The sequence below is a fragment of the Pseudomonas panipatensis genome (assembly GCF_900099785.1).
Taxonomy (GTDB): Bacteria; Pseudomonadota; Gammaproteobacteria; order Pseudomonadales; family Pseudomonadaceae; genus Pseudomonas; species Pseudomonas panipatensis.
The window spans coordinates 174747-188028 of record NZ_FNDS01000005.1 but is presented as its reverse complement, the minus strand read 5'-3'; the positions used below and the strand labels follow the sequence as shown (position 1 = coordinate 188028).

At 68.5% G+C, this 13282-nt stretch carries 14 protein-coding genes; 5 read left to right on the top strand and 9 right to left on the bottom strand.

Annotated features, from left to right (window positions below; all coding sequences use genetic code 11):
- The first annotated feature begins 18 nt into the window (after nt 1-18).
- Genes BLQ74_RS13410 through BLQ74_RS13400 form a run of 3 tightly spaced genes read left to right on the top strand, consistent with a single transcriptional unit; the run spans nt 19 to nt 2931 of the window.
- Nucleotides 19-1368 carry an MATE family efflux transporter gene (locus BLQ74_RS13410; RefSeq protein WP_090263083.1) on the top strand — a complete coding sequence of 450 codons (1350 nt, stop codon included), beginning with the start codon at nt 19-21 and terminating at the stop codon, nt 1366-1368.
- A gap of 16 nt (nt 1369-1384) precedes the next feature.
- Complete coding sequence (locus BLQ74_RS13405) at nt 1385-2425, top strand: GGDEF domain-containing protein (RefSeq protein ID WP_090263082.1); 1041 nt, start codon at nt 1385-1387, stop codon at nt 2423-2425.
- A 47-nt stretch (nt 2426-2472) separates the two neighbouring features.
- Entirely contained in the window at nt 2473-2931 is a 459-nt protein-coding gene (locus tag BLQ74_RS13400; RefSeq protein WP_090263081.1) for a DUF2214 family protein, read from the top strand.
- Nucleotides 2932-2946: 15 nt separating this feature from the next.
- Here BLQ74_RS13400 and BLQ74_RS13395 read toward each other — a convergent pair whose 3' ends face one another.
- From BLQ74_RS13395 to BLQ74_RS13385, 3 genes are all read right to left on the bottom strand, one after another.
- Entirely contained in the window at nt 2947-3150 is a 204-nt protein-coding gene (locus BLQ74_RS13395; protein WP_090263080.1) for a hypothetical protein, read from the bottom strand.
- A gap of 243 nt (nt 3151-3393) precedes the next feature.
- Nucleotides 3394-4236: an arylamine N-acetyltransferase family protein gene (locus BLQ74_RS13390; RefSeq protein ID WP_090263079.1), complete on the bottom strand. Its 843-nt coding sequence runs from the start codon at nt 4234-4236 to the stop codon at nt 3394-3396.
- A 97-nt stretch (nt 4237-4333) separates the two neighbouring features.
- Entirely contained in the window at nt 4334-5065 is a 732-nt protein-coding gene (locus BLQ74_RS13385) for an NAD-dependent epimerase/dehydratase family protein (protein WP_090263078.1), read from the bottom strand.
- Between the two features lie 195 nt (nt 5066-5260).
- On the opposite strand from BLQ74_RS13385, the gene BLQ74_RS13380 reads away from it, so the two are divergent.
- On the top strand, nt 5261-5821 hold the full coding sequence (locus BLQ74_RS13380) for an NADPH-dependent FMN reductase (RefSeq protein ID WP_090263077.1): 561 nt from the start codon (nt 5261-5263) through the stop codon (nt 5819-5821).
- Between the two features lie 39 nt (nt 5822-5860).
- On the opposite strand, the gene BLQ74_RS13375 is transcribed toward BLQ74_RS13380, so the two are convergent.
- Nucleotides 5861-6163, bottom strand: a complete 303-nt coding sequence (locus BLQ74_RS13375; RefSeq protein WP_090263343.1) for a chaperone modulator CbpM — start codon at nt 6161-6163, stop codon at nt 5861-5863.
- A gap of 2 nt (nt 6164-6165) precedes the next feature.
- Nucleotides 6166-7110, bottom strand: a complete 945-nt coding sequence (cbpA, locus tag BLQ74_RS13370; protein WP_090263341.1) for a curved DNA-binding protein — start codon at nt 7108-7110, stop codon at nt 6166-6168.
- 126 nt (nt 7111-7236) lie between these two features.
- Between cbpA and pdxR the strand changes: the two genes are divergently transcribed.
- The gene (pdxR, locus tag BLQ74_RS13365) at nt 7237-8673 is read left to right on the top strand and encodes a MocR-like pyridoxine biosynthesis transcription factor PdxR (RefSeq protein ID WP_090263076.1); all 1437 of its coding nucleotides are present in this window, start codon (nt 7237-7239) and stop codon (nt 8671-8673) included.
- A gap of 85 nt (nt 8674-8758) precedes the next feature.
- On the opposite strand, the gene speA is transcribed toward pdxR, so the two are convergent.
- The 4 genes from speA to BLQ74_RS13345 all read right to left on the bottom strand — a co-directional run bounded on the left by speA (nt 8759) and on the right by BLQ74_RS13345 (nt 13131).
- The gene (gene speA, locus BLQ74_RS13360; RefSeq protein WP_090263075.1) at nt 8759-10672 is read right to left on the bottom strand and encodes an arginine decarboxylase; all 1914 of its coding nucleotides are present in this window, start codon (nt 10670-10672) and stop codon (nt 8759-8761) included.
- Nucleotides 10673-10905: 233 nt separating this feature from the next.
- Nucleotides 10906-11277, bottom strand: a complete 372-nt coding sequence (locus BLQ74_RS13355; protein WP_090263074.1) for a translation initiation factor Sui1 — start codon at nt 11275-11277, stop codon at nt 10906-10908.
- 244 nt (nt 11278-11521) lie between these two features.
- Entirely contained in the window at nt 11522-12061 is a 540-nt protein-coding gene (locus tag BLQ74_RS13350) for an NUDIX hydrolase (RefSeq protein ID WP_090263073.1), read from the bottom strand.
- Nucleotides 12061-13131, bottom strand: coding sequence for a DUF2333 family protein (locus BLQ74_RS13345; protein WP_090263072.1), 1071 nt, complete (start codon nt 13129-13131; stop codon nt 12061-12063). The genes BLQ74_RS13350 and BLQ74_RS13345 overlap by 1 nt, the downstream gene beginning before the upstream one ends.
- Nucleotides 13132-13282 lie beyond the last annotated feature (151 nt).

The window sequence follows — 13282 nt, the reverse complement described above, 5'->3', positions numbered from 1 at the left end:
CTCGTCCAGGAGCCCCGCATGAACCCACTGAGCGACGCCTGGCGCGATCGTCCGACCCATCGCCGGGTCTGGGCGCTGGCCGCCCCGATGATCCTGTCCAATGTTTCCGTGCCGCTGGTGACCCTGGTCGACAGCGCCGTCATCGGCCATCTGCCGCACGCCCACCAGCTCGGCGCGGTGGCCGTGGGCGGCAGCCTGTACACCTTGCTGGTCGGTGTGCTCGGCTTCCTGCGCATGGGCACCACCGGCTTCGCCGCCCAGGCCGCCGGGCGTGAAGACGGTGGCGCCTTGCGCCGCATCCTCGCCCAGGGCCTGCTGCTGGCGCTGGGCCTGGCGCTGCTGCTGGGGCTGCTGGCGGTGCCGCTGACGCCAGCGGCCATGGCGCTGATGCAGGCCTCGGCGGAACTCGACACCCTGGCCCGGCAGTTCTTCCACATCCGCCTGTTCGGCTTGCCCGCGGCGCTGGCCAGCTATGCGCTGATCGGCTGGCTGCTCGGCACGCAGAACGCCCGCGCGCCACTGGCCATCCTGCTCACCACCAACCTGGTGAACATCGCCCTGGAACTGCTCTTCGTCCTTGGCCTGGGCTGGGGCGTGGCCGGCGCCGCGCGCGCCTCGGTGATCGCCGAATGGAGCGGCGCGCTGCTCGGCCTGTGGCTGACCCGTGGCGCCCTGCTGCGCTACCCGGGCCTGCCGGACTGGTCGCGGCTGCGCCGCTGGGCCAGTTGGGCGCCGCTGCTGATGGTCAACCGCGACATCTTCATCCGCAGCCTGGCGCTGCAAGGCGTGTTTTTCCTGGTCACGGTGCAGGGCGCGCGCCTGGGCGACGCCACGGTGGCGGCCAACGCCCTGCTGCTGAACGGACTGATGATCACCTCCTACGCCCTCGACGGCCTGGCCCATGCGGTCGAGGCCCTCTGCGGACACGCCATCGGCGGTCGCGACCGCGTCGCCCTGCGCCGCTCGTTGCTGGTCGCCAGTGGCTGGTCGCTGCTGGCCAGCCTGGCCTTCGTGGCCTTCTTCGCCGGCGCCGGGCCAGTCTTCATCGCCCTGCAAAGCGATATCGCCGAAGTCCGCGCGGTGGCCGACCAGTACCTGGCGTACCTGGCGCTGCTGCCGCTGATCGGCATGTGGAGCTACCTGCTCGATGGCCTGTTCATCGGCGCCACGCGGGCCCGCGAGATGCGCAACGCCATGCTCCTCGCCTGCGCCGTCAGCCTGCCCCTGGGCCTGGCGTTGCGCCCATTGGGCAACCACGGCCTGTGGCTGGCCTTTCTCTGCTTCATGCTATTACGCGGCCTGCTCCTCGCCGGCTACGCTTGGCGCCTGACGCGCCGCGATGCCTGGCTCGGCCTGCCATCCACCTGACGTTCGAGGAAGCCGCATGCTCGCTTGTCCCATGCCCGCCGACGAAGACCGGCGCCAACAGGCGCTGGAAGAGATGGCCGTGCTCGATACTCCGGCCGAACATTACCTCGACACCCTGGTGCAACTGACCCAGGACCTGGAGCAGGTGGACACCGTGCTGATCAGCCTGATCGACAGGGATCGCCAATGGTTCAAGGCACGCGTCGGCCTGGACGCCGCCGAAACCCCGCGCGACATTTCCTTCTGCGGCCACGCCATCCTCGGCACGCAAGCGCTGGTGGTGGCCGATGCCTGCCAGGACCCGCGCTTCGCCGATAACCCGCTGGTGCTCGGCCCGCCGTTCATCCGCTTCTACGCCGGCCAACCGCTGCATGCCAGTAACGGCCAGCCCATCGGCACCCTGTGCATGCTCGACCCCCACCCGCGCCAACTGAGCGACACGGAGCTGGCGCGCTTCCGGCAACTGGCCACCCTGGCCGAGGGTTACCTGCAACTGCACGCGCTGACCCAACGCAACCAGGACCTGCGCCAGGCGGTGGACCGCGAACAGCGCCGCGCCCTGCTCGATCCGCTGACTCAGTTGTGGAACCGCGCGGCGCTGCGCCGTTTCCATGAACGCGAGGCACGCCTGGCCCGTGAGCAGGGCGTGCGCCTGGCGGTGATCTTCGCCGACCTGGATCACTTCAAGCGCATCAACGACACCCTCGGCCATGCCGCTGGCGACAGCGTGCTCTGCGAATGCGCCCGGCGCCTGCGCGGGGTACTGCGGCCGGACGACCTGCTGGTGCGCCAGGGTGGCGAAGAATTCGTCGCCCTGCTGCGCGTGCAGGACGACCGGGAATTGCAGCAGATCGCCGAACGCATGCGCACGGCCATCGGCGGACAGCCGATGCGGGCCGCCCAGGCAACGCTGACGGTGACGCTGAGCCTGGGCTGCAGCCTGGCTGGCGCGGAGGAAAGCCTCGAACAGACCCTGGCGCGTGCCGACGCCGCCCTGTACGAGGCCAAGCAACAAGGCCGCGACCGCGTGCACTATCGCGAAGCGCCGGTGAACTGATCACGGCACGCACAGCCCGAAACCCGACGGAACGAGGAACCCCCGACATGGCTTCAGCCCTGGTTGCCTACCTGCACTTCATCTCGCTGCTGCTGATGTTCGCCCTGCTGGTGCTGGAGCACCGCCTGTTCCAGTTACCGCTGGATCATGCGCGGGCACGCAGCCTGGTGTTCGTCGACCTGGCCTATGGCGCCAGTGCCGGGGTCGTGCTGCTCAGCGGCATCGCCCGTGCGCTGTGGTTCGCCAAGGGGCTGGACTACTACCTGCACAACGCCGCCTTCCACGCTCTGGTCGGGCTCTTCGTGCTGGTGGCGCTGCTGTCGCTCTACCCGACCATGACCTTCCTCAACTGGCGCAACACGCTGAAGGCCGGCGCGGCGCCGCAGGTCAGCGCACGCCAGGGACGTCTGCTGGTCATGGTGATCCGCGCGGAACTGGCGGCCATGCTGGTCCTGCCATTGCTGGCCAGCCTGATGGCCCACGGCATCGGCACGATCGGCGGCTAGGCGCGCCACGCCGACCTAGTTGCGCAGGTGGATCTTCAGGCTGCCACGGTTGCAATAGAAATATCCCGAACTGCCGCAGAGGGCATAACGCGTCGCGCGGTACAGCGCCGTGGGCATCGGACAGTACAGACCAAGGAGCTTTCTGTAAGCCCACAACCAGCGTTGTAGGAAACTGCGCCTGCGCCGCCGGAAGCGCGGGGAACGCGTGGGATCGGTCATGGCCTGCTCCTCTTATGCGCGGCAAGCCTGCGGTGCCCCGCGCCTTCCCGCGGACCCGCCCGGCGGGGGTCCATTCGGCAAGGGGCACGGATGGAGGAAAATCCCTCCATGGCGGGCCGACCTGGTAGCGCGGGTTGTTAGGAAAGTCTCGCAAGCTAACAATTTTGTCAGAGAGCCCAAATCAGACCGCGCCCGGAGGCCGGTAGGAAAGTTCTCCTCGACTCCACGGTCACCCTGAGGCGCTCACCGCGACAGCAGCGATTCCAGGCGTGTGCGCAGGGCTTCGCCGGTGGCCGGCGGCACGCTCAGATGGAAACGCTCGCGAAGCAGGCCGATCAGCGCGTCGGGGTCGTCGATCAGCCGCTGTTCCACCTGCCCATCGGCGCCACGCCGGCTGAACTGGCCGTTGAGCAGGGTCAGGCGCGCGTCCGCCTCGCTGATCGCCACTTTCAGCGCCTTGCGGAAGATGCTGTCCGGGTGGGTCGAGGTGTACCAGTTGCGTGGCAGGTAATCGAGCCACTGCTGCGCTTCCAGGGTGAAGCGGTACAGCGGCTGCCAGCCGCTGCTGGAGCGCAGCGCCAGTTCCAGTTCGCCGTCGCGCCGGGTCGCGCTGATGCGCCAGCCGCCAGCGAGTTCTCCGTCGCTCACCAGCGGCAGCGCGCGGGGCGACGCCGGGCCGCCGAAGCCGATGTCCACCAGATAGGCGCCGTCGTCCAGGTCGACTCGCAGCAACAGGTGACTCTGCAAGGTCAGTTCCACCGCGTCGGGTATTCCCCAGCGCACGCGCCCGACCAGCAGGCTGACGCGGTAGCCGAGGCTGACCAGCAAGCGCGCGAACAGGCTGTTCAGCTCAAAGCAGTAACCGCCCCGCCCCTGCTCCACCACCTTGGCGAAGACCGCCTCCGGCTCGATGTGGATCGGCCGCTGCAGCAACACGTCGAGGTTCTCGAACGGCAAGCGCTGCAGCGCCGCGGCGATCAGTCGGTCGAGGTTGGCGGCCGTCGCGGCCGGTGCCGCGCCCGGCAGGCCGAGGCGCGCCAGGCAGGCCTGCAATTCGGCGGGAGCGAAGGGACTGAGCGGGGTCATGGGAGTCTCCTTGGGCGAACACGCGATCGCTGCGCGTGGGGTTCGGTAATCGGCAAATGGCCGGCACGCCACCGAAGGCGCGCAGCGGCAGCGCTGTTCAGCCTTCCTGCAGGCGGAAGCCGGGCTGCCAGCCGAGTCTGTAGCGGGCCAGGGCGGCACTCACTTCGCAGTCGTTCTCGACCAGGTTGTAGCAGCCCGCCACGCCCCACTCCAGGGCAAGCAGGGCGGCACGCGCGGCATCATCGACATGCAGGCCCAGGCGCGGGTCCGGCTGCTCCGTCCCGGTGCCCGGCCCGTACAGACGCCCATAGCGCAGGACCATACCTTGCATCGGCGCCGTCAGCACCGCGCGTTCCAGTGCGGCGACAGCACCGACGCTGACGCCGCGTGCGCCCTCGGCGTGCAGGTCAAGCGGCTGCTCCTCGCGGTGCGGCAGCGGCCCCGGCGCGTAGGCCCAGGCGATGCTTTGCGCCACCAGGCGCTCGGCCCCGGCGGCCTGGGCGGCGGCGACCAGATTGGCGGTGCCCTCGCGCCGCAGGCGGGCGTTGCGCTCGATGGCCGCGCCCATGCGCGCCGGGTCGAGCCCTGGCGGCAGGTCGGTGAGCTGGTGGATCACCCACTGCGGCCTGAAGGCCAGCAGCGCCTGCCGCAACGCCTCGGCGTCGAACACATCGAGCACCTGTGCCTCGGCCCCGGCCGCGCGCAAGGCGGCGGCGCGTTCGGCGCTACGGCTGACCGCCAGCACCTGGTAACCGCGCGCCAGCAACAGCGGCAGCAGGCGCCGGCCAACGGCGCCGCTGGCACCGGCAAAAAAGATTCTCGCGCACATGATCGACCTCGACGGGCTGAACGGGACGGGCCCCACTCTAGGCAGGCCATGGCACAGGCGACAGAGCCAAGAATCGATCGAACGACTGGGACATGGGCCGACCAGACGCTTTGCGCAAGCGGCACGGCTCAGCTCTGTCACAGGTTTTGCGCTATACCCAAGAGTCCCGACTCATCCGCAACCAGGAAACATCCCATGAGCAAAGTCTTCGATGTCGCCGTGCTGGTCGGCAGCCTGCGCAAGCAATCCCTCAACCGCAAGATCGCCCAGGCCCTGATCGCACTGGCCCCGCCGAGCCTGAAGCTGGAGATCGTCGAGATCGGCGAGTTGCCGCTGTACAACGAGGACATCGACGGCGCCACGCCGCCGGCCTCGTACACGACCTTCCGCGAACGCATCCGCCGCGCCGACGCGGTGCTCTTCGTCACCCCGGAATACAACCGCTCGGTGCCGGCGCCGATGAAGAACGCCATCGATGTCGGCTCGCGGCCCTATGGCAAGAGCGCCTGGAACGGCAAGCCGGGAGCGGTGGTCAGCGGTTCGCCGGGCGCCATCGGTGGCTTCGGCGCCAACCACCACCTGCGCCAGTCGCTGGTGTTCCTCGATGTGCTCTGCATGCAACAGCCGGAAGCCTACCTGGGCGGCGCCGGCGGCTTCTTCGATGAAAGCGGGGCTCCGAACGAGACGATCAAGCCCTTCCTGCAAAGCATCATCGACGCCTACGCCGGCTGGGTCGCCAAGCAGCTCGGCGCCTGAGACGCGCGGCGCGGCCGGCGCCTACCGGCCGCGCCCGCCTCAGTCTTCCAGGTAGCGCGCCAGGCGCTGGCGCAACTGGCGGTTCTCGGCGCGCAACTGCTCCACCTCGTCGAGCAGGCGCATGGCCAGGGCGATGCCCGGCCAGTCCAGCTCGAACTCACGCTGCAGGCGCGCGGCGCGGCGCACCAGGGTCAGCGCGGCGGCGTCGAACAGCCAGGTGTCGCCGCGCCGCTCGCGCGGTTCGACGATGCCGACGTCGACGATTTCCAGCAGCACCTCGCGCGGCAAACGCGCGGACTCGCAGAGTTCGTCCAGTTCCAGGGTCAGAAGTACGTGGGCCATGGTCATTTACCCCACTCGGCACGGGGGTCGAAGGCCGCCTGCGTGGCCAGATCTTCCCAGAGTTTGCGTGTCGCCTCGGCGGCGGCGCCCTTGGGCATCACCACCTTGAGCACGGCATAGAGATCGCCGGCCGGCTCGTCGCCCTTGCCCGCCAGCCCCTTGCCGCGAATCCGCAGGCGCTGCCCGGTCTGGCTGCCCGCCGGGACGCTGAGGGCGATACGCCCGGCCAGGGTCGGCACCTCGATTTTAGCCCCCAACGCCGCTTCCCAGGGGGCCAGCGGCACGGTGACCAGCAGGTTGCGGCCATCGACGTCGAACAGCGGGTGCGGCACCAGGCGGATGATCAGGTACAGATCGCCGCTGGGGCCTCCGCCGATCCCCGCCGCGCCCTGTCCTTTCAGGCGGATGCGCTCGCCATCGGTGACGCCGACGGGAATGCGCACCTTGAGCGATTTGTGCACCTCCTGGCGCCGCCCGTGCTCGTCGAAGCCGGGCAGCTTGAAGCTGATCGGCCGCGGTTCGCTGGACAGCGTCTCTTCGAGAAACAGCGGCACTTCCAGCTCGATGTCCTGGCCGCGCCGCTCGTGCCGGCGGTGCGCCTGGGGACCGCCCTGGGCGCCGAAGATCGACTCGAAGAAATCGGAGAAATCATGCCCCTGGAAACCATGCTCGGCGTGCTCGAAACCGCCGGAGGGCTGCCAGCCCGGCGGCGCCTCGAAGCGCTCGCCATGGCCGTATTGGCGCAGGTTGTCATACTCGGCGCGCTTGTCCGGGCTTTTCAGCACTTCATAGGCCTCGGCGACCTCCTTGAAGTGGGCCTCGGCGTCGGCCTCTTTGCTGACATCCGGATGGTATTTGCGCGCCAGTTTGCGGTAGGCGGTCTTGATCGCTTTCTCGTCGGCATCGGGCGCCACGCCGAGAATCGCGTAATAGTCCTTGAAGTCCATCGACATCGATCGCTCCCCGGGTTGGAGCTGAAAGCCTAGCCGTTATCCGCGCCGGCGTCCGCCTGGGCGGGCTGATCCAGGTCATGGCATAGTCGCATTCCCGGAAATTACGCATCGGACCAGGCCATGCCCGAGCCCACCGCCGCCTTGCGCCTGCGCCTCGACCCCGGCCAGGCGCAGCCGATCTACCGTCAGATCTACGAGCGCATCAAGGAGGCCATCGCCCGCGGCACCCTGCGCCCCGGCGAGCGCGTACCGTCGGTGCGCAGCCTGGCCAGCGAGCTGGGCGTGGCGCGCGGCACCGTGGAGCTGGCCTACCAGTTGCTGAGCAGCGAAGGCTACCTGCAGCCACGCGGCCCGGCCGGCACCCTGGTGTCCACGCACCTGGCCGGGCGCAACGCCAGCCCGCCGCCGCGCCTGGAAGAAGACGCCGCGCAGGCGCTGCCCGGCCTCATCGCCCACGGCCCGCAGGTGCTGCCCTTCCAGCTCGGCCTGCCGGCGCTGGACGCCTTCCCCCGCGCCCTCTGGTCACGCCTGGCCGGGCGCCGCCTGCGGCACACCGCCGGCAACCAACTGGCCTACCCGCAGCCCAGCGGCTACGCGCCGCTGCGCGAGGCGCTAGCCAGCTACCTCAACGTCTCCCGCGGCATCGCCTGCGATCCGGCCCAGGTGCTGATCTGCGCCGGCTACCAGGGCGCCCTCGACCTCATCAGCCGTACCCTGCTGCACGCCGGCGACGCCGTCTGGCACGAAGATCCCGGCTACCCCCGGGGTCGCCAACTGATGGCGGCGGCCGGCGCCGAGCTGGTCGCCGTGCCGGTGGATGCCGACGGTCTGTGCGTGGACGAAGGCCGGCGCCGCGCGCCGCAGGCACGCTTCGCCCTGGTCACCCCTTCGCAGCAGAGCCCCACCGGCGTGGCCCTGAGCCTGGCGCGGCGGCTGGCCCTGCTGGACTGGGCGAGCCAGGCCGGCGCCTGGATCATCGAGGACGACTACGACAGCGAATTCCGCTACGCCGGCTTCCCGCTGCCAGCGCTGAAGAGCCTCGACCGGGAAGGCCGCGTGCTCTATAGCGGAACCTTCAGCAAGGTACTGTTTCCCGCCTTGCGCCTCGGCTACCTGGTGGTGCCGGAGGCGCTGCTCGAACGCTTCGTGCGCAGCCAGCAGATCTTCTCTGCGGGCTGCTCCGAATTGCTGCAGGCGACCCTCTGCGACTTCCTCGTCGAAGGCCATTTCGCCCGCCACCTGAAGCGCACTCGCACGTTGTACGCGGAGCGCCGGCAGATACTCCGCGCGGCGCTGGAGCAACGCCTGGGTGCCGCCATGGATTTCGCCGAGCTGCCCGGCGGCCTGCACCTGATCGGCGGCATCCGCGGCGACGACCGCGCCATCGCCCGCCGCGCCCATGCCGCCGGCCTGGGTTTGCAGGCGCTCAATAGCTGGTGCGTAGAAGCCCGGCGCGCGCCGGCCCTGATGCTGAGCTTCACCAATGTGCGGGATGCGCAAAACGCGGCCGAGCTGGCCGAGCGCGTGGCGGAGGTGATGGCGGCAGCGGGCGAATAGTCGCGAACGGCTATCCGCCGGCTGCCCGCTGCTCTCCCGGGGGAAGCGGCCACGCCCGCGAATCGCGGACATGGCGCGCGAACGCTCAGGACGACAGGTAGGCCGAGCGGGTCAGGCCCAGACGCAGGGCATCGAGGAACTGCGTGCGCTCACGCGCGGTGAGCTTGGCCCCGGCGACCTTGTCGCGGTAATGGGTCATCAGCTCCTCGGGCGACAGGTGCACGTAGCGCAGCATGTCCTCGATGGTGTCGTGGGTCTCGATGCCAGCGTGATAGAAGCTGCCGTCGCTGTTCTGGTAGACGTTCACCGAATCGGTGTCGCCGAACAGGTTGTGCATATCACCGAGGATTTCCTGGTAGGCGCCGACCAGGAACACGCCGATCAGGTAGTCCTCGCCCTCTTTCACGTCGTGCACCGGCAGGCTGGTCTCGATGCTCTGCTCATCGACGTACTGGGTGATCTTGCCGTCGGAGTCGCAGGTCAGGTCTTGCAGCACGGCGCGGCGCAGCGGTTCCTCGTCCAGGCGATGGATCGGCAGGATTGGCAGCACCTGGCCGATGGCCCAGGTATCCGGCAGGCTCTGGAACACCGAGAAATTGCAGATGTACTTGTCGGCGAGCTTGTCGTTGAGTTCGTCGAGCACCTGGCGGTGCGAGCGCTGGCGCGCCTTGAGCTGGTTGTGCAGGCGCCGGCAGATGGCGAAGTAGCACTGCTCGGCCAAGGCCTTCTGCGCCAGGCTGATCTTGCCTTCGGCGTACTGGGTGGCCGCGTCGCTCATGTAGTGGGTGGCGCGCCAGTAGGTCTCAGTGACCATCTCGGCATCGGTCGGCCCGAGCAGGTCGGCCAGCCACTGGACGATCTCCGGCTGCTCGGCGAGATCGGCGATCTTCGGCAGCTCGTCGTTGTGCCGCTCAACGTCGGTGACCTGGGTGATCAGCACCGCGTGGTGCGCGGTCAGCGCCCGGCCGCTCTCGGAGAAGATGTTCGGGTGCGGCAGGCCCTGGGCGTCGCAGAACTCCTTGAGCATGCCCACCACCACACCGGCGTAGTCGTCGATGTCGTAGTTGATCGAACTGGCGTTGCGCGAGTGGGTGCCGTCGTAGTCCACGCCGAGGCCGCCGCCGACATCGACGTGGTCCACCGGCAGGCCGAGGGCACGCAGCTCGCCGTAGTAGCGGATGGCTTCCTTGAAGCCGTGCTGGTAGTCGGCCAGGTTGGCGATCTGCGAGCCCATGTGGAAGTGCAGCAGGCGCACGCCCTGATCCAGGCCAGCCTTGCGGAAGCGCTCGACCACCGACAGCAACTGCGCGGCGGACAGACCGAACTTGGCCTTCTCGCCGCCGGTGTCGGCCCACTTCGAGGAGGCCAGCGAGGACAGCCGCACGCGCAGGCCGACCTGCGGCAGCACGCCGACGCTGGCCGCTTCCTCGATGACCAGCTGCACTTCGGATTCTTTCTCGATGACGATGAAGACGTTGTGCCCGAGCTTCTGCCCCATCAGCGCCAGCTTGATGAACTCGCGGTCCTTGTAGCCGTTGCAGACGATGGTGCCGCCTTTCGGCGCCAGCGCCAGCACCGCCATCAGCTCCGGCTTGGAGCCGGCTTCCAGGCCGATGGAGACGTTCTGCGTGGCGATGATGCTTTCCACCACCGCTTCCTGCTGGTTGACCTTGATCGGGTACAGCGCGGTGTAGCGGCTCTGGTATTCCAGGCGCTCGATGTTGGCGTCGAAGGCGCCGGTGAGCTTGCGCACGCGGTCCTGCAGGATGTCCGGGAAGCGCACCAGCAGCGGCAGCGACAGACCGGCCTCGCGCAGCTGCTCGACCAGCACATGCAGATCGATCGGCTGGGCCTCGGCGCCCTGCGGGCGGACTTCGACATTGCCGGCGTCATTGATGGCGAAATAACCGGCGCCCCAATGGCGAATGCCATACATGCCGCGGCTGTCCGCCACTGTCCAGTTGCTGCCGTCGTCTTTGCGGGTCCGTCTAGCGGCCATGCGCGCTGTGCTCCTCAATAGAAAGTCTGGCGACCCGCCGGAAGGCCCGGCGGGTACGAAATAGCCTAAACGTCGGGTATGACGTTGCCGTGTTGACCGCCATCTCTGGCGGTAGTTTAGGAAAGGACGCCGAAGCAGCGAGTGCCGTGCATCTCCCATCTAGGGAACGGGCTGGCCGGCGTGCGCGGCAGAGGGCCGCGACGCCTAACCCGTTCCCTGCAGGGGAGAGGCGATCAGCCGCCGGATTTCTTCGCTTTGAAGCCGTGCTTGGCCAGCTCGTCGAGCAGCAGGTCGACGTGGTCGCCCTGGATTTCGATGACGCCGTCCTTGAGGCTGCCGCCGGTGCCGCAACGGCGCTTGAGCGCGGTCGCCAGCTCCTTCAGCGCATCGACCGCCAGGGGCACGCCGCTGACCGTGGTCACGGTCTTGCCGCCGCGCCCCTTGGTCTCGCGGCGCACGCGAGCGATACCGTCGCCGGCCGGAGTCAGCGCCTGCTTGCAGGTACATGCGTCGATGGGCTGAGCACAGTCCGGACAATGCCGGCCCGCATCAGTGGAGTAGACGAGCCCGCCGAGGGCGGACAGGGAGGATGCTTTCTTGACCACCGGGCGTTTTCCCCAGGATTGGCCTCTCAGGGCCAGGTCAACGAATGATCGGCGCGAGGCCGACCGCGACGCCCCACTCAGGCAGGGGCTGCGCAAATCCCGGCGGGGTGCCCGGCCGGAAAGGTCGCGCAATTTACCAGCATTGGCGGCAAATGCTAAGCGGCAATTTGCGTCATTGATCGGTGGAATGGCGACATCGGAAATTTCACCGCGCGGCGACGAAAATCCCAAGGCCCGGGAGCGCTCAGGCCTGGCCCAGGTAAAGGCGCAGCGCCTGCAGCGAATCCGGGCAGAACGGCGCGCCGCCTTGCGCTTCCGCCAAGGCCTGGCGCGGCTCGATGAAGCGCACTTCCAGCACCTCTTCCGGCTGCAACCGCAGCGGACCATCCCAGACGGCGGAGAACACCGCGCACCAGAGGCGGTTGCCGGGCTCGTCGAAAAAGAAGGTGCCATGCTCGCGCAGGGCGACGCCGGCAACGCCCAGCTCTTCCGCCAATTCGCGGCTGGCAGACAGCGCGTAGCTCTCGTCCTCCTGCACCATGCCACCGGCGGCGGTATCCCAGTAGCCGGGATAGATCGCCTTGCTCAGGGTGCGCCGGTGCACGCACAACTGGCCGGCGCCGTTGAACAGCAGGATGAAGGTGCCGCGGCCGATCAGCCCGCGTTGGCGCAGCTCGGCGCGCGGCAGGCCGCCGAGCACCTGGTCGCGCTCATCGACCCAGACGATGCGTTCGGCGTCCGAGGCCGCGCGATGGGCAGCCTCGGTGGCGCTGATCGAATCCATCAGCCCTGAGCCAGCAGTTGCCGCAGATCGATGATCGCGGCGTTGGCGCGGGAGATGTAGTTGGCCATCACCAGCGAATGATTGGCCAGCACGCCGAAGCCGCTGCCATTGAGCACCATCGGGCTCCACATCGGCGCCTGCGCCGCCTCCAGCTCGCGGATGATCTGCCGCACGCTGACGGTGGCGTTCTTCTTCGCCAGCACGTCGGCGAAGTCGACCTCGATGGCGCGCAGCAGGTGCGACAGCGCCCAGGCCTGGCCACGGGCCTCATAGAAGACGTTGTCGATCTGCAGCCAGGGGGTTTCCTGAAGCTCTTCCTCGACCTGCGGCGCCTGGCCCGGCGCCAGCGGCGCGCCAGCCTTGGCGATGTTGGTGTTCAGCTTGACCCGGCCGACGCTGGCGGAGAGCCGCTGCGACATCGAGCCCAGGCGGGTGGAAACGTCGCCCAGCCAGTTGTTCAGGCTGTCGGCGCGGGCGTAGAACTGAGCGGTCGGCGCCGGCGTGGAAAGGCGCGCGAGGTAGCGGTCCAGCGACTTGATGCCTTCGCCATACTCCGACTCGGAAGAGGGCAGCGCCCAGCTCTTGTTGTCGAAATTGAAGCGCGGTTCGGCGCGGGCGAGGTCGGCGTCCTCGGTGGATTGCGACTGCGAACGGGCGAAGTCCTTGCGCAGCGCGCGGCTGAAGTCCCGCACCTGGACCAGCACGCCATATTCCCAACTGGGCATGTTGTCCAGCCACAGCCCCGGCGGGAAGATGTCGTTGGACAGGTAGCCACCCGGCTTGTTGAGCAGGGTGCCAACCACTTCCTTGAGGGTTTCCACCGTGGTGTAACCGACCACCATCTGCCGCCCGGCGCGCTCGGCGGCCTGCTGGGCGTGTTGCTGCACGGGGAACAGATCCGGCTCGCGGCTCCAGTACCAGCCGACCACGCCGGCGATCGCCAGATAGACGGCGAGCAACCCGCCGACTACGCGGGTCAGCCAGGGTCCGCCGAAGTAGGCGCGCACATCGTCAACCGAATCGTCGACGCGCTCGCGAACCGAGCCGCCGCGTTTCTTCCAGTTCCACATGGCAAAGTCCTTGCGTATCGAATAACGAAGAAGGTTGGACCACGGCCACCATCGCGGGTTACCCGGAGAGGCCTCGGTCCAGGCGCACTAGCATGCCCCAGTCGGCGGCGGAAGGGCAGCCCACCCTGTGCATGGCGTGCCTTTTCCGATC